This is a genomic window from Bartonella sp. HY038 (genome assembly GCF_014117425.1).
In the GTDB taxonomy this organism is placed as follows: Bacteria; Pseudomonadota; Alphaproteobacteria; order Rhizobiales; family Rhizobiaceae; genus HY038.
Window position 1 is genome coordinate 1,642,166 of sequence record NZ_CP059725.1, and the last position, 18,444, is coordinate 1,660,609.

At 39.0% G+C, this 18,444-nt stretch carries 14 protein-coding genes; 10 read left to right on the top strand and 4 right to left on the bottom strand.

Going from position 1 to position 18,444, the window contains the following annotated elements; all coding sequences use genetic code 11:
* Positions 1-417: 417 nt before the first annotated feature.
* The 8 genes from xth to H3299_RS07030 all read left to right on the top strand — a co-directional run bounded on the left by xth (position 418) and on the right by H3299_RS07030 (position 8,318).
* Complete coding sequence (gene xth / locus H3299_RS06995) at positions 418-1,197, top strand: exodeoxyribonuclease III (RefSeq protein ID WP_182419536.1); 780 nt, start codon at positions 418-420, stop codon at positions 1,195-1,197.
* A gap of 107 nt (positions 1,198-1,304) precedes the next feature.
* Positions 1,305-1,982: a DUF4279 domain-containing protein gene (locus H3299_RS07000; protein WP_182419537.1), complete on the top strand. Its 678-nt coding sequence runs from the start codon at positions 1,305-1,307 to the stop codon at positions 1,980-1,982.
* Positions 1,983-2,467: 485 nt separating this feature from the next.
* Positions 2,468-3,373, top strand: coding sequence for a transporter substrate-binding domain-containing protein (locus H3299_RS07005; RefSeq protein ID WP_182419538.1), 906 nt, complete (start codon positions 2,468-2,470; stop codon positions 3,371-3,373).
* A 928-nt stretch (positions 3,374-4,301) separates the two neighbouring features.
* A complete protein-coding gene (locus H3299_RS07010) occupies positions 4,302-5,093 on the top strand; it encodes an amino acid ABC transporter permease (RefSeq protein WP_182419539.1) in 792 nt (263 codons plus the stop codon).
* Between the two features lie 4 nt (positions 5,094-5,097).
* Positions 5,098-5,802 carry an amino acid ABC transporter permease gene (locus H3299_RS07015; protein ID WP_210276147.1) on the top strand — a complete coding sequence of 235 codons (705 nt, stop codon included), beginning with the start codon at positions 5,098-5,100 and terminating at the stop codon, positions 5,800-5,802.
* Positions 5,803-5,838: 36 nt separating this feature from the next.
* The gene (locus tag H3299_RS07020; RefSeq protein WP_182419698.1) at positions 5,839-6,573 is read left to right on the top strand and encodes an amino acid ABC transporter ATP-binding protein; all 735 of its coding nucleotides are present in this window, start codon (positions 5,839-5,841) and stop codon (positions 6,571-6,573) included.
* Between the two features lie 487 nt (positions 6,574-7,060).
* Entirely contained in the window at positions 7,061-7,597 is a 537-nt protein-coding gene (locus H3299_RS07025) for a hypothetical protein (protein ID WP_182419540.1), read from the top strand.
* A 64-nt stretch (positions 7,598-7,661) separates the two neighbouring features.
* Positions 7,662-8,318: a hypothetical protein gene (locus H3299_RS07030; RefSeq protein ID WP_182419541.1), complete on the top strand. Its 657-nt coding sequence runs from the start codon at positions 7,662-7,664 to the stop codon at positions 8,316-8,318.
* Between the two features lie 536 nt (positions 8,319-8,854).
* Here the strand turns inward: H3299_RS07030 and H3299_RS07035 are convergent.
* The 4 genes from H3299_RS07035 to H3299_RS07050 form a co-directional block, all read right to left on the bottom strand.
* Positions 8,855-9,871, bottom strand: a complete 1,017-nt coding sequence (locus H3299_RS07035; protein ID WP_182419542.1) for an LLM class flavin-dependent oxidoreductase — start codon at positions 9,869-9,871, stop codon at positions 8,855-8,857.
* A gap of 229 nt (positions 9,872-10,100) precedes the next feature.
* Complete coding sequence (locus tag H3299_RS07040; protein WP_210276157.1) at positions 10,101-10,676, bottom strand: O-methyltransferase; 576 nt, start codon at positions 10,674-10,676, stop codon at positions 10,101-10,103.
* A gap of 109 nt (positions 10,677-10,785) precedes the next feature.
* Complete coding sequence (locus H3299_RS15650; RefSeq protein ID WP_182419543.1) at positions 10,786-11,499, bottom strand: PadR family transcriptional regulator; 714 nt, start codon at positions 11,497-11,499, stop codon at positions 10,786-10,788.
* 327 nt (positions 11,500-11,826) lie between these two features.
* The gene (locus H3299_RS07050) at positions 11,827-13,335 is read right to left on the bottom strand and encodes an aldehyde dehydrogenase family protein (RefSeq protein ID WP_182419544.1); all 1,509 of its coding nucleotides are present in this window, start codon (positions 13,333-13,335) and stop codon (positions 11,827-11,829) included.
* 756 nt (positions 13,336-14,091) lie between these two features.
* Between H3299_RS07050 and H3299_RS07055 the strand changes: the two genes are divergently transcribed.
* Positions 14,092-15,747: a DUF882 domain-containing protein gene (locus H3299_RS07055; RefSeq protein ID WP_371739835.1), complete on the top strand. Its 1,656-nt coding sequence runs from the start codon at positions 14,092-14,094 to the stop codon at positions 15,745-15,747.
* Positions 15,748-15,921: 174 nt separating this feature from the next.
* Positions 15,922-18,408, top strand: coding sequence for a heavy metal translocating P-type ATPase (locus H3299_RS07060; protein ID WP_182419546.1), 2,487 nt, complete (start codon positions 15,922-15,924; stop codon positions 18,406-18,408).
* Positions 18,409-18,444: the final 36 nt, after the last annotated feature.

Here is an 18,444-nt window from a genome sequence, read left to right on the forward strand (position 1 = left end):
AGCTAACTTCTTAGCGAGACGCCTAGAAAAATGCCGCTTCACATTGGTTTAGATGGGCTTCTGATACATGGATTATCGCATCGCGTCAAGTGCAATATGTGTAAAACTCGGCTTTTTTTGCGGTTTTTCTCGTTTTTTTTCAGCTTTTATCACAAAACTGAAACATGGTTAACACGGAGTTAAGGTTATTTATGTTTTTTGAATAGAATATCGTAATAGCGAGTCGATTTTTACAAAAACAGGAAAACAAGTAAGTATTATAATTAAGACAATAGACATAATTTTATACTGCAAAACACGATTTACATTGTCAATGATAAATGGCTTGAAGTGACAGATTTGCCTTGCTCTTTTCCGAATATACGCTTTAAAATGCAAGCACAATAATATACAGCCCCACAAAATGGTAAGGACGCTATGAAAATCGCAACTTGGAATATTAATGGCGTAAAAGCACGAATTGAGAACTTGCTTGTTTGGCTTAAGCAAGATGCACCTGATATTGTGTGCTTACAAGAAATAAAGAGCATTGACGAGGCTTTTCCACGTTCCCAGATTGAAGCTCTTGGCTACCATGTCGAAACTCATGGGCAAAAAAGCTTTAATGGCGTGGCTTTATTATCCAAAAAATCCCCAGATGAAGTTCTACGCGGACTACCAGGCGATGAAAGCGACGAACAGGCACGATTTATTGAGGGGGTATTTTCGACCTCTACAGGTTCTATTCGTATTGCTAGCCTATATTTACCCAATGGTAATCCTGTTGATACAGAGAAATATCCTTATAAATTAGCTTGGATGGAACGTCTTGCAAACCTAACAAAAGACCGACTTACCTTTGAAGAACCTTTCATCCTTGCTGGCGACTACAATGTTATAACTAACCCTATTGACGCTAAATCGCCTGAAAAATGGACAGATGACGCCTTGTACCTACCACAAACAAAGGCCGCCTTTCGTAAAATTATCAATTTAGGCATGCAAGACGTTATTAGACTGGCAACCAATGATAAGGTTTTTAGTTTTTGGGACTACCAAGCTGGTGCATGGCCGAAAAATGAAGGTATCCGCATTGATCATTTCCTAGCATCACCCGAAGCGATTGATAAAATAACGGCCTGCGGAATAAGCAAAAGCCTTCGCGGTTGGGACAAGCCGTCCGATCACGTTCCGGTATGGATTGATATCAAAGACTGATAAAAGCAGACAATGTCTTGCTTAACGTCAAAACGGTTAAATAACTGGCTTCCATAAAAATTGCACTACCGTCGCAACGTAAATACTAAAAACACAAAGGAATTACAGTGCGCAGATCAGAAGTAGTTTTAGAGTTTGGCTTATTTGACAACCCAATTTCACCCAAAGAAATATCAGAACGGCTTGACATAAAACCTTACACAGAAATGGAAAAGGGCGGGAAAAATCCGAAAAATGTTGTTCCAAGAACAAATTTATGGATTTATCAAACAAGCGCCCTTCCCACACTTGAAGATGAGTATATCGAATTTATTTCAATATTTAAAAGTAAATGGCGGCTATTAAAAGAAATTACAAATGAAGGTGGCAATGTTGAGATATCGATAATTGTAAATATATTGGATGAATATCCCAGCATAATAATACCAAAAGCATTAATACAAACAGCCAGTGAATTTAGGTCATGCATAGATATAGCATTTTATGACTATATTAATGATGATGATGAAGTCTCAAAAGTAAAACTAGACTTTATAGATATTCAAAAATCGTCCCAATTAAATATCAATTCGGCCATATCTTCGGGTTGGCTTGAAGATATAGGCAAAGCGTGGGATAAATTAAAATTAGTACCAATAAATTCCAACACACATAAGAACAAACTTATAATAAATGTGAATAAGAAAGTTAGATTGCCATCGGGTTACATCACCAATGAAATTGTCAATGAATTAGCAAACTTAAATCTAGATATTGAGTTAAAATATGTTGATCTATATGAATAAAACTTTGACATAAATTTATAAGATTAGCAGTAGTATAGATAATCAAATTCAAACGCCACGCCAAACACCCAATGCAAGACAAGTGAAAAAACCTTACAGAAAAAAACGGCAGTCTATCACTGTTTCTACAAAGGTTTATTAGGCAGGCCATTTCTGACAATTACCATTGGCAGATAAATTTACACAGTACAACAAAAAAGCAACCACTCTTACACTTCATGGTTTATGCTCCATTGGTTATAACCTGTTTAAAATAAAAGGATTCGATAGTTAAAAAAATATAGCTATATTGCGGCTATCCACCGCACTTATATCAACAAGTTATAATGTATTTAATCTTATTTAATCCCTGATATTTAGCGCTAGGGCATATTTATTTTTTTTAAAGGGCTTATTTTTCTTTCACAAATGTGCCACTATTTTTCTAAGGCTATACGTCTTTAAACAAAATGAACACTTTGATCGTCATATTTAGGAGGAAATTCATGAAAAAGGCACTTATCGCCTTCGCAGCTACAACCCTATTAGGTCTTAGCACTGCGGCACAGGCACAAACTGCTGACACTCTTGAAAAGCTTAAGCAAACAGGTGAAGTCACTTTAGGTGTGCGCGAATCTTCTGGTCTTGCCTATACATTAGGCAATGGTAAATATGTCGGCTTTCATACCGAAATGGCAGAACGTATCATTGACGACATCTCAAAAAAAATTGGCAAGCCCTTAAAAATTAATTATTTACCAATTACTTCAGCCAATCGTATTCCGCTTGTACAAAATGGTACTTATGATTTTGAATGTGGCTCAACCACCAATAATCGTTCACGCGCAGACGAAGCTTCTTTTGCCTATACCACCTATGTAGAAGAAGTAAGAATTGCAGTTAAGAAAGAATCTGGAATTAACTCGATTAACGACCTTAACGGTAAAACCGTTGCTACCACTACTGGAACGACCTCCGTGCAAACCTTGCGCCGTAACCAACGAGCTGAAAATATTCGCTTCAAAGAAATGCAAGGTAAAGATCACGCCAACAGTTTCCTTTTGTTAGAAAGCGATAGAGCGGATGCATTTGTTATGGATGGCTCCATTCTAGCTGCCAATATCTCCAAAGCTAAAAATCCTGCCGACTTTAAAATTCTAGATGAAGTTTTGTCAGTTGAGCCTATAGCGTGTATGCTGCGCAAGGGTGACGATAATCTTAAAAAGGAAATTGATGAAAGTATTGTGCGCCAAATTACAGATGGTTCACTTGAAAAGCTTTACAACAAGTGGTTTCTTGAGCCAATTCCACCAGCAAATGTTATTGTGAATCTCCCACTTTCTGCAAGCACGCGTAATGCGTGGGAGCATCCTAACGATAAGCCTATGGAAGATTATCCAGAAAATAAGTAAAATTAATTCCTTGCTAAAAGGCAGTTTACGCTGCCTTTTAGCAAAACACTAAGAAACAGCCATATCTAACTGTATTATATAACAATATTAACCTAAAGCTTGCCAGTAATTATTAAAGCTGATGCGAAGCTAAAAGGGGCTATATTAGTTAACTGTTGTATGATTAAAATTAATAAAATCAATTAATAACATAGACTTAATCAGCCAACTTAACCTTAGAAATATTAAACTTGAAAATTTAGCACTCATATTATATAAGGTTCAATGTTCTAATGAGGATAAGGAACTGTTCTTTCAAATGAAATGATATAAAAATAACTCGGTGAAAGCTGATGCTGCATCAAGAATGATGCTCAGAATATCTGACTTAATTGGTCTTTGTAGAGCCATTACTATAATTTTATAATGATTTTCAAAGCTATTAAGTTATTTCTAATTGAACAGGCAAAAGTTTTCCTACATTGTTGGTTCTCTTAAGGTAGTACCGCAATTTATTGTGTAGTTTTATTTCAATTAATAGTCCCTGCATCAAAGCATTTTAACATTGTAATTAGTATGTTTTGAATTGTACTTTTTAATCCTGCCAACCATTAAATGTTGAAACAGATAAATAGCATAAGGGATATTGATAGACCATACTACAATGAATTTATAAGTGCTAGCCATAGGTGAATTTTATTCTCCACTGGCAACCTATTGGCACTTTTTAGCTTAAATATGTCGTTGAATTTTATGGCTTTGTGTAACCGATTTCACCCTTTAAAGCAGTTAGATATTGCTTTTATGACAGAGGTCACTCCAATTTTAGTTAAACTAAAATTGATAAACCCCATAAAATCAAAGAAATATAATGTTTTTTTCCTTTAAAACATTATGAAATATCAAAGTTAAAAATGAAGTTTCGTTTTTAACACAGTGGAGCAGCTCAATGGCGCTTGATTTTAGTTTTTTGTGCAAGGATACAGCCGATCCGATATCTTCTGCATCAACCATACCAGGATGCTTTGGTAATCCTAATGACTTCACACAGACCTATATGGATCTGCTTGTAACTGGCTTTATTAATACGGCCATTCTATCTGTTAGCGCCCTCTTGGTTGCTATCGCATTGGGCTTTGTTATAGGCACGATGCGAACGCTTCCCAATAATCCCGTATTGAAGTTTTTAGCTACTTGCTGGGTAGAAATATTTAGAAATATTCCTATCCTTGTCATGGTTTTTCTTTGTTATTTTGTTTTGCCTGATATTATCTTGCCATTAAAAGATTTTGCCAAGTCCCACGATAATTTCGGCCTATTTTTGGTAGTGATCGCCCTTGGATTATTTACCTCGGCACGTATTGCCGAGCAGGTAAGGGCTGGTATTATGTCCATTTCCACCGGTCAACGCTATGCAGCTCAAGCTTTGGGCTTTACGACATTTCAAACATATCGCTACATATTACTGCCACGCACTCTACGTACCATTATGCCACCTCTTACGTCTGAATCTATGGGTATCGTCAAAAATTCGGCGGCGGCAATCGGTGTCTCAATCGCAGAGTTAATGGCTTTTTTAAATAATACCGTAGAACAAACCAATCGTAGCTATGAAGTATTTATTATCGTAACAATCCTTTACGTGTTGTTAGCCCTCATTATCTTTTTTGTTATGACCTTAATACAACGCTCACTCCGTATTCCCGACAATAACAGTTCTGCCAAAGCGGAGGAGGCTTAATATTATGACTTTCCTCGATTTTCTTTATGATCACGGTATCAATTTACGCTTTAATTTTTCTTTCGTAAGTTGGGACTTTTTTAGCAATTATCTTTTAAGAGGCTTACAATTTAGTGTTACAATGACAATTGTTGCAACACTATTTGGCGTAATTTTTGGCACATTACTTGCCCTAGCCCGCCTATCTCGTTTTGCACCATTATCTATGTTAGCAACCTTTTATATCACTGTAATGCGATCAATTCCGCTGGTTTTGGTTATTTTATGGTTTTTCTTAATTATTCCGGCCATTATAGGTACGAGTATCGATGTCTACTGGTCGGCACTCATAACCTTTTCCGCGTTTGAAGCTGCATATTTTGCTGAAATTATGAGAGCTGGTATTCAATCCATTTCGCGGGGACAGTTTCAGGCTGGCGAAGCACTTGGCATGACCTATTGGCAAAGAATGAAAATTGTTATCCTACCTCAAGCATTCCGTAACATGCTGCCAGTATTGTTAACGCAAGTTATCATTCTTTTCCAAGACACTTCTCTTGTTTTTGCCATAGGCGGCTATGATTTATTAAAAGGCTTTACCATTGCTGGCCAAATCTATAATCGGCAAACAGAAACTTATATTTTAGCCGCCCTCACCTATTTCGTTATTTGCTTCACACTTTCACTTTGTGTCAAGCAACTACAAAGAAGAATTGCAATTATTCGCTAATTGAAGGAAAAACTAATGTCCTCTACTCATTCCCATATGATTGAGATGAAAAATGTCTCTAAATGGTACGGGCCATTCAACGTCTTAAAAGACTGCTCAATGAATATTGACAAAGGCGAGGTTGTGGTTGTTTGCGGTCCATCAGGCTCTGGTAAATCAACATTGATTAAGACTATCAACGCTCTTGAGCCCTTCCAAAAAGGTGAAATTTGGATTAACGGCACTGCTGTTCACAGTAAGCAAACAGACTTACCCAAATTGCGTAGCCGCGTTGGCATGGTCTTCCAGCATTTTGAGCTGTTTCCGCATTTGTCAGTTTTAGATAACCTTACCATCGCGCAGATTAAGGTTTTAAAGCGCAATAAGGCCGAGGCCGAAAAAAAAGCATTAATTTATCTTGATCGTGTTGGCTTAATCGAACATAAAAACAAGTTTCCTGGTCAACTTTCAGGTGGACAACAACAGCGCGTTGCTATCGCTCGTGCTTTGACCATGGACCCAATTGTTATGCTGTTTGATGAACCAACATCGGCATTGGACCCTGAAATGGTTGGTGAAGTGCTTGATGTTATGATTAGCCTTGCCAAAGAAGGTATGACCATGATTTGCGTCACCCACGAAATGGGTTTTGCCCGCAAAGTATCAAACCGCGTCGTTTTTATGGATAAGGGTCAAATCTTAGAAGATTGCAGCAGTCAAGAGTTTTTTGATGATGCAAGCGCAAGAACACCGCGCGCCCAAGACTTTTTATCAAAAATTCTTAATCATTAACGTCCATAATAATATTCCCATTTTCTACAAAACGCCGTTTATGATTTACTTCATAAACGGCGTTTTCTATCTATAGAAATCGTAATAGCTTTTTTTTGAAACTTGATGCAAATCGTCGAAAAAACAATTGAAACACCATCATAACTTAGGCAAATATTAGGGCTGTTAATTATTATCCAATTCAATACGCTCTTATTAAACAAATAGCTATAATACTAATTTTTGATGTTACATAATATCATAAAGTCAATTTGAAGTCTGTCCGATAACGTCATATTAAATAGCTATTATTCCAAATATGTTTTTATTTATTGCTTGCCTATTACCACAACGTCTTCATAGTATTACTATAATCACATGACTGACTATAATCATGACTATATTAAACCGCCGCAAAAATTATTCATTTTCAAACTTTTGAATACATCGAAAAATGTCATTTTAAAATAGTATTTATGGCAAGAATATAAATCATAAAGGATATAATATGAAATATAAATTAGCAAATATTGACGATGATTTTGATGAAATTGTATTTAGAAATGCTATTGCAAATGACCTTAGAAAGTTTGATGAAGAAGCAAGCTATTCATTTACAGATATTCAGATAATTTTTGTAGCTATGATTATAGATTTATCATCTTTGTTTCCCAATAACTTATTAGAATATCTCGATGTAGCGATTAAAAATCGCTTAGGAGAAGTAAGTGATGACATCAGAGCTGAAAAACGTAATGAATTAAAAAAAATTATAGATTCCAAAAACTGCCCGCGAGATATCTATATACGCGGTTGGCTCATATATTTATATTTAAATGAATATAGCCAAATATGCGGCAGTGACATATGTATGTATTTAGACCATATAGAATATTTTGAGGAGCTTGATCCTGACATCTATATTGATTTAGACCAAATATGCTTTTCATATTATTATGACAAAAAAAATAAAATCAATCCGTTGATCAAATTGAGCCACAAACTTACAGGACGAATGGAAGCGCAAACCACACCTCGCAATTAATGATATAAGAGTAAATTAAAACGAATAAAAAATTTATTTTTTTGTATTTCTTGAAAGAATAGTCATGGAAAGTAACATTTTAACACTTAAAGCTACTTTGATGCAACCCATAGATGAATTCTTAAAGATTAATAATCTACCTGACAGGTTTATATTAGATAGATATCTTTTATGGGGTGGGAATGAAGGTGAATTTAATACGAAGCCTTTTCATGTTTCATATAATGCTATCGGTTGGAATGAAAATCCTCCTTTTGGCTATACCATTGAATTACTAGATCTAAATTCTTTAACTTTGCCTATGGCCAAAAGCATTACGTTAAGTGTTGAAGATAATTGCCTTACAGAAATCATACTTCGATTATGCTATAACAACTACTTAGATGACATCAAAGCTATGACCAATATGATTGACATTTCCTTTCGAAAAGCTGGCTATCAGCTTAAAGAAAGCCAAAAAAAAATGACTGAGGATAGCTTTGCGGCTGATCGCTCCGAAGGAAGCCTTACTTATAGCAAGTGGGAAATTGCTGGCAAGCAAGATAAATGCCGTTATATCTTACAAGTTAACGAAACTGATAGCTATAGTGACCCCAAAAAATATAGCCTTGTTTTTAAAGCACAAGTTATAACAGAAACAATGCGACAAACTTTTGAAGCACGAAAAGCATATAGGCTAGAAATGCAAAAAAAGATGAACGAAAATTTATCTAAAAATTAAAAGCAATTGATCTATTAATACTTTGACTTCGATTATGTTTTAATATTCAAGACCAAGTTTTAATCTGCGGCTGCAGAAAGCTTGCCAAGGTACCTATTGCAAGGTCAAAAAACGGTGAAATATTTTTAAAAAATGCCCCTTACCTATTCGCCACTCATGAAAATCGCCGATGAGTATAATTGGCATATCTAAGTAATTTAAAGAAAGTGGCGGATGGAATACGATAATTTTTTTGAAAAATTGTAGCTATTGCACACCCTATTACAAATAAGATCAGCGTTGCTAGCGATATTATAATGCAATTGCAAGCAAGCTCTAAAACCTTGCCAATAGGTTTTCTTGTCTTACAATGCGAATTTATTCAACCGATTTTTTGTTGCTTTGCGCTGCATATTTAATGATAAGTCTAATTTCATATCAAGCTACGCCTAGACCAAACTTAACGAAAGCGCCATTATTATAAACACCGATTAGCAAGAGTGCTATTTGTTGATATGACAAAAAATAGCACTCTCTGTTTTTTTGACAAATTACCGTCAGCCAAGCTCTGGTGCAATATAACGCAAGATAGATTCAATCACATGGGTATTATACGCCACCCCCAATTGATTGGGAATGGTCAGCAATAAAGTATCGGCTTCCTTAAGTGCTTCATCTTGTGCCAATTGCTTAATAAGTGCTTCTGGCTCATCAGCATAGCTTCTACCAAAGACAGCGCGAGTGCTTTCACCAAGATAGCCAAATCTATCACTATCATCGCGTGTACGACCAAAATAAAGCCGATCTTCATCACTTACCAATGGGAAAATACTGCGGCTTACCGACACGCGCGGTGTAAAACCATGCCCAGCCTCAGCCCATGCAGCCTTATAGGTGCGTATTTGCTCCGCCTGCTGAACATGAAATGGCTTACCATTTTCATCATCTTTCAAGGTAGAACTTTGTAAATTAAAGCCCATTTTCGCCGCCCAAACCGCGGTTGAATTGGAACCTGCTCCCCACCAAATACGGCGTTTCAAGCCTTCTGAATGAGGCTCCAATCGCAATAATCCTGGCGGATTTGGAAACATTGGCTGCGGATTGGGCTTGGCAAAACCAACTCCATCAAGTAAATTGAAAAACTCCACACCATGACGGCGCCCCATATCGGCATCGCTTTCACCTTCACGTGGTTGATAGCCAAAATAACGCCAACCATCAATGACTTGCTCTGGTGAACCACGGCTAAGACCAAGCTGTAAACGACCACCAGAAATAAGATCAGCCGCACTAGCATCTTCCACCATATAATGGGGATTTTCATAGCGCATATCAATAACCGCTGTACCTATCTCGATACGTGATGTTTTAGCCGCAATTGCACTTAAGAGTGGAAATGGTGATCCTAATTGATGCGCAAAATGGTGAACGCGTGAATAAGCACCGTCCGCCCCAATTTCCTCAGCCGCAACGGCAAGGTCTATGGTTTGTAACAAAACGTCAGAAGCGTTGCGTGTACCCGAATGTGGATCATCGCGCCAATGGCCAAAGGATAAAAAACCGATCTTTTTCATATTATATACTCCTAAAGAGCATAGGCTCTTGTTGACTATAGAATAATGGCGCTAACACTTAGAAACAAGAGCGTTAACATCGGAAAACTCCAGACAGATTGTTCACAAAACGGCAACAATTGGTAAAACTATAAAGCATAGCTCTAAATAAAAAATCCAGCAATAACCGCATTTACGCCGTTTATTACTGGATCAATATTAACTATAAGCACGAAAGACGAGCTATCAATTACAAAAGCGATTTATACACACTCACCTCAATGCCAGTACCAACGGGCAATAATAGGCTTGTAAGATCAGCTTTCTGTTTTAATGCGGCACTATAACGGGCAATTTCTTCACCACCCGGCTTAATCATATTATCAGCGACAATGATGGCACTGTCGTTTAATTTTGGATAAAAAAGATCAAGACACGGTGTATACAAATCTTTCCAAAGGTCTAAAAAAACAAAATCAAATTTACCATCTGTCTTTTCTAAAAAATCAAGCGCATCAGTCACCCGATAATCGACATATGCATCAAGTCCTGCCTTCACAGCCATTTCTTTTGCATATTGCGATTTATAATCATGATATTCCAATGTGGTAACCTTGCCCCCAGTTGCCCTTGCCGCATCTGCTAGCCAAAGGGTTGAATAGCCAAAAGATGTACCAATTTCTAAAATATTGGGGTTGCGCAAACTACGGATCATAATATTAAGCAATTGACCAGTTTGCGGACCAATTGCCCGCATTCTTTGATCTTGCCCACCATCTCGGCCACCAACAATTTCGCGTCTCATTTCCTGCCGCTCGTGCCGCATGCGATCATGATATTGGTCTAACACTGCAGATAATTGCAAGTCAGGATTGACCAGAGAAAAATCCTGTAATGGTCGCTCTTTATTGCCTTTGCCAGATTCTAAATTTTCATTATTCATCATGTTCTCCTGCGGTGATTGGAAATTCTATTTCAATACGGGTAATGGTTTCATTGACAATCTGCAAAATTTTTGCTGATACGTCTTCATCGCCTTGGTGACGAATTTTGGATTTAATCACATGTCGCAAATGATCAAAAGCCTCGCGCAATTGCGGGTTACCGCGCCTTGTCTTTGGTCTTTCATCTTCGTTAAAGGTTCGAATGAGCAGTTCATCAGCCAATTGGCGATTTGCTTGCAAAAATGCGTTACCTTCACCGGTTAAGCTATATTGCTTTTTACCATTTTCCGCCACAGCAATTTCAGTATATCCCATGTCTTCCGTCCACGCCAAAGTAGGATACATAACGCCCGGGCTTGGAACATATTGTCCAGCAAAACGCTCCTCAATCTGGCGCATTAATTCATAACCATGAGCCGGCTTTTCACATATCATCGCCAATAATAATATACGCAGTTCACCATAATCAAAAAGACGGTTACGACGATGACCTTCACCACGAGGCCTGCCACCCCGATGACCACCTTTATGGTGATCACCTTGATGATGACCACCTTGATGATGACCACTTCTATGATGTCCGCGTTCCCCACGGCGCTCCGCACCTCGCCCGCCACGTTTCTCGCGGCGACCATAACTCTCCTCATTCAACTCTTGCTCAACAAATTTATGCTCATACTCTAAATTAGATTGATCGTTATTCATTACTACCTCAATATTATTTGATTGTTATTTTATGGATAGAACGACTTATGTTTTTCGTTCAGATTTTATTTTCCACAAAGCAGATATATTACGATACATATCTAAAATCAAGATATATATCGAAATATTCCATTACAAATAATTAAGCTAATAAAAACCTACAAGAAAACATAAAAACTCTGACACAACCTATTGTTTTAAAATGAAAAAACGCGACCTATAAAAATAAGCCGCGCTTTATTAAAAACTAAATTTTTAGCATATGAGATATATCTTAGATATGAAATTGGTTCATAAAACCAATGTAATATCCCACCGTATTTAACATTAAAAGAAACCCTGCGGATTAACCGAATAGCTTACCAAAATATTTTTTGTTTGCTGATAGGCTTCGAGGGTCGTCTTATACATTTCGCGACCAATACCAGATTTTTTATAGCCACCAAAGGCGGAATGGGCCGGATAGACGTGATAACAATTTGTCCATACACGACCAGCTTGTATTTTACGACCAAAACGGTAAGCTTTATTGACATCACGTGTCCAAATACCCGACCCCAAGCCATACATAGAGTCATTGGCTATCGCTAATGCTTCTTCATCGGTTTTAAAAGTTGCAACCGCTAATACAGGGCCAAAGATTTCCTCTTGGAAAATGCGCATCGTATTGGTGCCCTTAAACACCGTTGGCTCAATATAGCAGCCATTGGCAAGATCGCCGTCCAATGATGATTTTTGCCCACCAATTAGCAATTGCGCACCTTCTTGCTTGCCGATGTCGATATAGCGCAAAATCTTATCCATTTGTTCTTGCGAGGCTTGGGCACCAATCATAGTTTGCGGATCAAGCGGATTACCGCGTTTTATATCAGCAACCCGTTTTAATGCCCGTTCCATAAAGCGGTCATAAATGCTTTCATGAATAAGAGCACGGCTTGGACAGGTACAAACTTCGCCTTGGTTTAAGGCAAACATCACCAACCCTTCAATCGCCTTATCGATAAAGGAATCTTCAAAATCCATGATATCGCCAAAGAAAATATTGGGCGATTTACCACCAAGCTCCAAGGTTACCGGTATGATATTTGCAGCTGCGGCTTCCATAATCTTCCGCCCAGTGCCTGTTTCACCCGTAAAGGCAATTTTAGCAATACGTGGACTGGTTGAAAGTGCCGCGCCGGCCTCTTCACCAAAGCCGTTGACAATATTAATCACCCCGGCAGGCAATAGGTCAGCAATTAATTCCATCACATATAAAATAGACGCTGGTGTTTGTTCTGCAGGTTTTAAAACAATGCAATTACCTGCCGCCAAGGCTGGCGCTAGCTTCCATGCCGCCATAAGAATAGGGAAATTCCATGGAATAATTTGCCCCACAACACCAAGCGGCTCATGAAAATGATAGGCAACAGTGTCATCGTCAATTTGTGATATGCCACCTTCTTGGGCGCGCAATAGACCAGCGAAATAGCGGAAATGGTCAACGGATAATGGAATGTCAGCAGCCATAGTTTCGCGTATGGGCTTGCCATTATCGAAAGTTTCAGCAATTGCTATTTTTTCTAAATTTTGCTCAATGCGATCAGCTATGCGCAATAGCACCATGCTGCGTTCAGTAGGGCTTGTCGTCCCCCATTTTTCTTTTGCTGAATGCGCCGCATCAAGCGCCGCCTCCACATCTACGGCCTGTGAGCGTGGCACTTCACATAATAATTTACCATCTACCGGTGAATGATTATTAAAATATCGGCCATCTTTTGGCGCAACCCATTGCCCACCGATGAAATTTTCATAACGCTTTTTAAAAGGTGATATAGGATGTGTGGTAGTATTCATATTAACTCCTCCCAAAGGACTAAAAAATACATAAGCACCCATAGTTCAAATTTACTCGTGATATTATAGTGTTCAATCAAACTATGGCGGTTATATCAAAAATCTCATCTCCCACGCATGAAAGGCATTTATTGGCTAAGCATTTCACTGCTATTAAAACCATCTTGTCATGCGAAAATTTATGATAGGTCTGCCGGTGGAAGCGGTCAAGGCTTTTAAAAACGCAACTTTTATAATACCTGAAAAAACAACTAAAGTTAGCAACTCGACTTAAATCTCAGAGCCTTTTGGTAAAAAGCAAACGCGACTAAATGCCGCTTTAGCGCATAATAACTTATCTATTTAGTCCAATACTGGCGATAATAATAGTTTAGCCAACACATCTAAACTATTTAATTTTAGCCATTAAAATCAGTTTATTAATGACTTATGCACACAGCGAAAACCAACCATATCCATGCAAAGAATCAAAAAACATTGAAAAATTCTAATTTTCGTGTATTTTTCCCACAGTCTAGCGCTATTTAATAAAAAGTAACAAATATTGAACACTGTGTTATTTTTATCATGTTATAGTAATTATTGCCTGTAGTTAAAGTACCTATTAACCATTCACTGCAATAATAGGTTAGCAATTAGGGCAAGGCAACGTTTGGCATTTAATGCTACACGACAACAAGGCTGTTATAAATGTTTAGCAAAGCGCATAAAAAAACACATAATAAGGCGATTTTTATGTTTAAAAATATCCTCGCAATGATTATTGCTTCTTGTGGATTTTTATTATCAGTTCAAGCTGCAAGCAGTGAAACCAGATCGCTGAAGCTTTATTATATCCATACTCGTGAAAAAGCCGAAATTGTTTTTAAGAAAAACGGTAAATATGTAGATAGCGGCTTAAAGCAACTTAACGTATTTCTGCGCGATTGGCGCCGCAATGAGCCAACCAAAATGGATCCACGCCTTTTTGACCTTATTTGGCAAGTTTATAAGCTTAGCGGTTCTCGTGATTACATCCATGTTGTTTCTGCCTATCGCTCGCCTACCACTAACAATATGCTACGCTCACGCTCTGCTTCTAGCGGCGTTGCGAAAAATAGCCAACATACTTTAGGGCGCGCAATGGATTTTTACATCCCTGATGCAAATTTATCAAAATTGCGTCAGATCGGCTTAAAACAAGAAGTTGGCGGCGTCGGATATTACCCAAGATCAGGCTCGCCATTTGTTCATATGGATGTTGGTAATGTGCGCCACTGGCCACGTATGAGCCGCAGTGAGCTAATGGCACTATTTCCAGATGGTAAGACCATTCATGTTCCAAGTGATGGTAAGCCACTTGCACGTTATCAGCAAGCCATGGCGGAATATAATGCGCGCAAGGGGCGCCCTGCCCAAACTGTTATAGTAAAGGATGAAGGCAACTCAAGTGGCAGTCTATTTGCACGACTTTTTGGTGGCAAAAAGAAAGAACCAGTTCCACAAAGACAAACAGTTATAGCTTCCCGTCCGCAAAATATGCGCCCACAGACACCACAAGTTTTACCGCAAGAAGTTGAGCAAGAAGCAATTGATGATATGTTTGATTTGCCAGATGGTGGCGAAGCACCAATTCCATTAGCCTCCCCTGCTCGCACGCCTGAATTACCAACACCAAATGCACCGATGGATAATAATCCTGCGCCACAAGACAACGTAAGCAATTTAATAGCCAGTGCAAATTCTATTCCAGTACCAGGCTTTAAGCCCGGCGATGTTCCTGTATTGGCAGTAGCTGCGCAACCTGCTGCAACTGGTAGCAATGATGCTATCAATGCGGTAAATGACGTAATTGGTGACACCATAAATGCCCAAACAAACCAACCAGGAACTTTAACGCCTTCTACTGATATGGCGACAGCATACAATATTCCTATTCCAACACTACGTCATCAAAAACCTGAAATTACCCAAAAAGGCGATGAAATTGCTGCAGCAATTGCACGAACGAGCGTAAATCCGCCAAAGGCTGAATCTACACCAAATAAAGCCCCTATTCGTGCTGATGAAGTGCATAATATTATTAATAATACCAGTGAGCTAATCCCGCTACCTGATGAAGATTTAATTGATAATAATGGCGCTACATCACAAGCCAGCAACACAACAAAAAGCCCAGAGATTGATAATAGCCTGTTTGTAGCATCGGTTCCTTCACGACAAAACACTAAAACAAATAGGGTTACAAGTCAGCCCCAAAGTGTCGAGCAATTAATCAACAACAATGAAGACAAGGGCGCAACGCAGGAGCTTCACAAAATTCCTGCATTAGTTTTTGCATCGGGTCTAAAGAAAGAAAAAGCTCAGCCACAAAATGCAAAATTAACCGGACGCGCTATCAACTTTCAAGCTATAGCTCGTATTAACAACTAAAACGAGTATATAACTTATAAAGAATAATGTTCTTAGCGGATCAGATTTTTATCTGGTCCGTTTTTATTTTTACAAGACCAAATTGAATGATAAAAAGCGATATTTGTTAAAACTCTTCTTGACCTTCCCATGATAGTAAGCCCTATCTTATCACTAAGATGAAAGGGATATAACATGTCCGAAACAAAATCAGGCTCTTTACAACCGCAAAATACATCAGATCAATTTACCACCAATTTGCCAATTGATGGCATGACCTGTGCAAGTTGCGTGCGCCACGTTGAAAAAGCAATTGGCAAATTGCCAGATATTGATGAAGTGAGTGTAAACCTTGCCACTAATATGGCGACAGTCAAATCGCGCCAAACGCCAGATATTGCTGCAATCAAGAACGCCGTAGAAAAGGCTGGTTACAACATAGATGAAAAAACACTGGACTTTGATATTGAAGGTATGACCTGCGCAAGCTGTGTGCGCCATGTTGAAAAAGCCTTTAAAAATACCGCTGGTGTGAGCGATGCGAGCGTTAACCTTGCAACAAACCGCGCCCATATTGTCTATATTGGTGACGACAATACGATCGCATCTATGGAAAAGGCGGTAGAAAAGGCAGGCTATAAGGCAACCCCAATATCAGACAAAACACCGCAAATAGACAGACAAGAAGTTGAATCAAAAAGCCTTTGGCGCTCATTTATTACTGCCATTGCTCTAACCTTGCCAGTTTTTATTGTTGAAATGGGTGGCCATATGGTTCCGTCATTTCATCATTGGCTATTGATGACTTTTGGCGAAATGCCAATTCGACTATTTCAATTCCTATTAACAACCCTTGTGGTTTTTGGTCCGGGTTTACGTTTCTTTAAAGCTGGTATTCCTGCACTTTTACACGGTGCCCCCAATATGAATTCATTGGTTGCAGTTGGCTCGTTTACCGCATGGGGCTATTCAACCCTTGCAACCTTTGCTAGTCAAATATTGCCTGAAGGCGCAAACCACGTTTATTTTGAAGCCGCAGCGGTTATTGTTACCCTTATTCTTCTTGGCCGTTGGCTTGAGGCAGGCGCGCGGGGACGCACTAGCCAAGCCATTCGCGCTTTAGCTGGACTAAAACCTAAAACCGCACGAATTGATGTCAACGGCACACCTAAAGATATTGCACTTGAGGATGTGGCCATCGGCGATCTCGTCATTATCCGCCCTGGTGAAAAGCTAGCCGTTGATGGCGTTATTGTTGATGGCGCAACGCATATTGATGAATCAATGATGACTGGGGAGCCGATTGCCGTTGCTAAAAATATTGGCGACCAAGTATTTGGTGGCACGGTAAATGGTCAAGGTGCCTTTACCTATCGCGCTGAAAAAGTTGGCGCAGATATGCTTATTTCGCAAATTCAAAAAATGGTTGAAGATGCGCAAAGCTCAAAGCTTCCTATTCAAGCCATGGTTGATAAGGTGACAGCCATATTCGTGCCAGCCGTTTTTGCGGCGGCTTTTTGTACCTTTTTAATCTGGCTATTTGTTGGCGGCACCAGCCATTTAGGACAAGCTATTGTTGCGGCAGTATCGGTTCTTATTATTGCCTGCCCTTGTGCTATGGGCTTGGCCACACCAACCTCAATCATGGTTGGTACAGGGCGCGGCGCACGCCTTGGTGTTTTATTTCGCAAGGGCGATGCGCTACAGTCTTTAAGTGAAACCAAATTGGTAGCTTTTGATAAAACTGGAACACTAACCCTTGGTAAGCCAGAACTCATTCACTTTGAAACGGCAGAGCCATTTAATAAGGACGAAGTTCTTGCGATGGTTGCCTCGATCGAGGCAAAATCAGAGCATCCACTTGGTAACGCGATTATTGACGCTGCAAAACAAAAGCAATTGTCACTTTTAAACGTTGATGAATTTGCGTCCAAATCGGGTTATGGATTAAGTGGCACGGTTGAGGCTAAAAATATTGCTATTGGCAATGCTCACTATATGGAAACATTAGCCGTGAATATAGCACCATTTACAGAGCTTGCACAAAGCTATGGCAAGGAAGGCATGACCCCATTTTATGCAGCAATAGATGGCAAGGTTGCCGCTATATTTGGTGTAGCAGACCCAATCAAACCACGCGCAGTTGAAACAATCAATGCCTTGAGCCACATGGATATTGATGTTGCAATGATAACCGGTGATAACCGCCTTACAGCGCAAGCAATTGGCCAAAAACTCAATATTAAGCATATCGAAGCCGAAGTTTTGCCTGAAGGCAAATTGGATGCCGTCAAACACCTGCAAGAAAAAGCCAAAAAAGTCGCTTTTGTTGGTGATGGCATTAATGATGCGCCTGCCCTTGCTACAGCCGATACGGGTATTGCTATTGGCACGGGCACCGATGTTGCGATTGAAAGTGCGGATGTAGTTTTGATGTCTGGTGATCCAGCAGGCGTCATTAATGCCATTGCTTTATCACGCGCAACAATTAAAAATATTAAGGAAAATCTATTTTGGGCCTTTATCTATAATATTGCCCTTATTCCAATTGCAGCTGGTATTTTATACCCACTATGGGGCATTTTATTATCGCCAATGCTAGCCGCAGGCGCGATGGCATTATCAAGCATATTTGTTTTAACCAATGCATTGCGGCTTAAAAACTTTAAACCGGTCATTTAATCGTATTTATCTTTAAAATAGAGGCGCAATGCCTCT

What these genes read in the sequence shown, in the direction of transcription:
- H3299_RS07020 (WP_182419698.1), top strand. Translation starts at nt 5,839, where the DNA reads ATGATTGAGATGAAAAATGTCTCTAAATGGTACGGGCCATTCAACGTC.
- H3299_RS07055 (WP_371739835.1), top strand. Translation starts at nt 14,092, where the DNA reads ATGATTATTGCTTCTTGTGGATTTTTATTATCAGTTCAAGCTGCAAGC.
- H3299_RS07025 (WP_182419540.1), top strand. Translation starts at nt 7,061, where the DNA reads ATGAAATATAAATTAGCAAATATTGACGATGATTTTGATGAAATTGTA.
- H3299_RS07060 (WP_182419546.1), top strand. Translation starts at nt 15,922, where the DNA reads ATGTCCGAAACAAAATCAGGCTCTTTACAACCGCAAAATACATCAGAT.
- H3299_RS07030 (WP_182419541.1), top strand. Translation starts at nt 7,662, where the DNA reads ATGGAAAGTAACATTTTAACACTTAAAGCTACTTTGATGCAACCCATA.
- H3299_RS07010 (WP_182419539.1), top strand. Translation starts at nt 4,302, where the DNA reads ATGGCGCTTGATTTTAGTTTTTTGTGCAAGGATACAGCCGATCCGATA.
- xth (WP_182419536.1), top strand. Translation starts at nt 418, where the DNA reads ATGAAAATCGCAACTTGGAATATTAATGGCGTAAAAGCACGAATTGAG.
- H3299_RS07015 (WP_210276147.1), top strand. Translation starts at nt 5,098, where the DNA reads ATGACTTTCCTCGATTTTCTTTATGATCACGGTATCAATTTACGCTTT.
- H3299_RS15650 (WP_182419543.1), bottom strand. Translation starts at nt 11,499, where the DNA reads ATGAATAACGATCAATCTAATTTAGAGTATGAGCATAAATTTGTTGAG.
- H3299_RS07050 (WP_182419544.1), bottom strand. Translation starts at nt 13,335, where the DNA reads ATGAATACTACCACACATCCTATATCACCTTTTAAAAAGCGTTATGAA.
- H3299_RS07035 (WP_182419542.1), bottom strand. Translation starts at nt 9,871, where the DNA reads ATGAAAAAGATCGGTTTTTTATCCTTTGGCCATTGGCGCGATGATCCA.
- H3299_RS07005 (WP_182419538.1), top strand. Translation starts at nt 2,468, where the DNA reads ATGAAAAAGGCACTTATCGCCTTCGCAGCTACAACCCTATTAGGTCTT.
- H3299_RS07040 (WP_210276157.1), bottom strand. Translation starts at nt 10,676, where the DNA reads ATGCGGCACGAGCGGCAGGAAATGAGACGCGAAATTGTTGGTGGCCGA.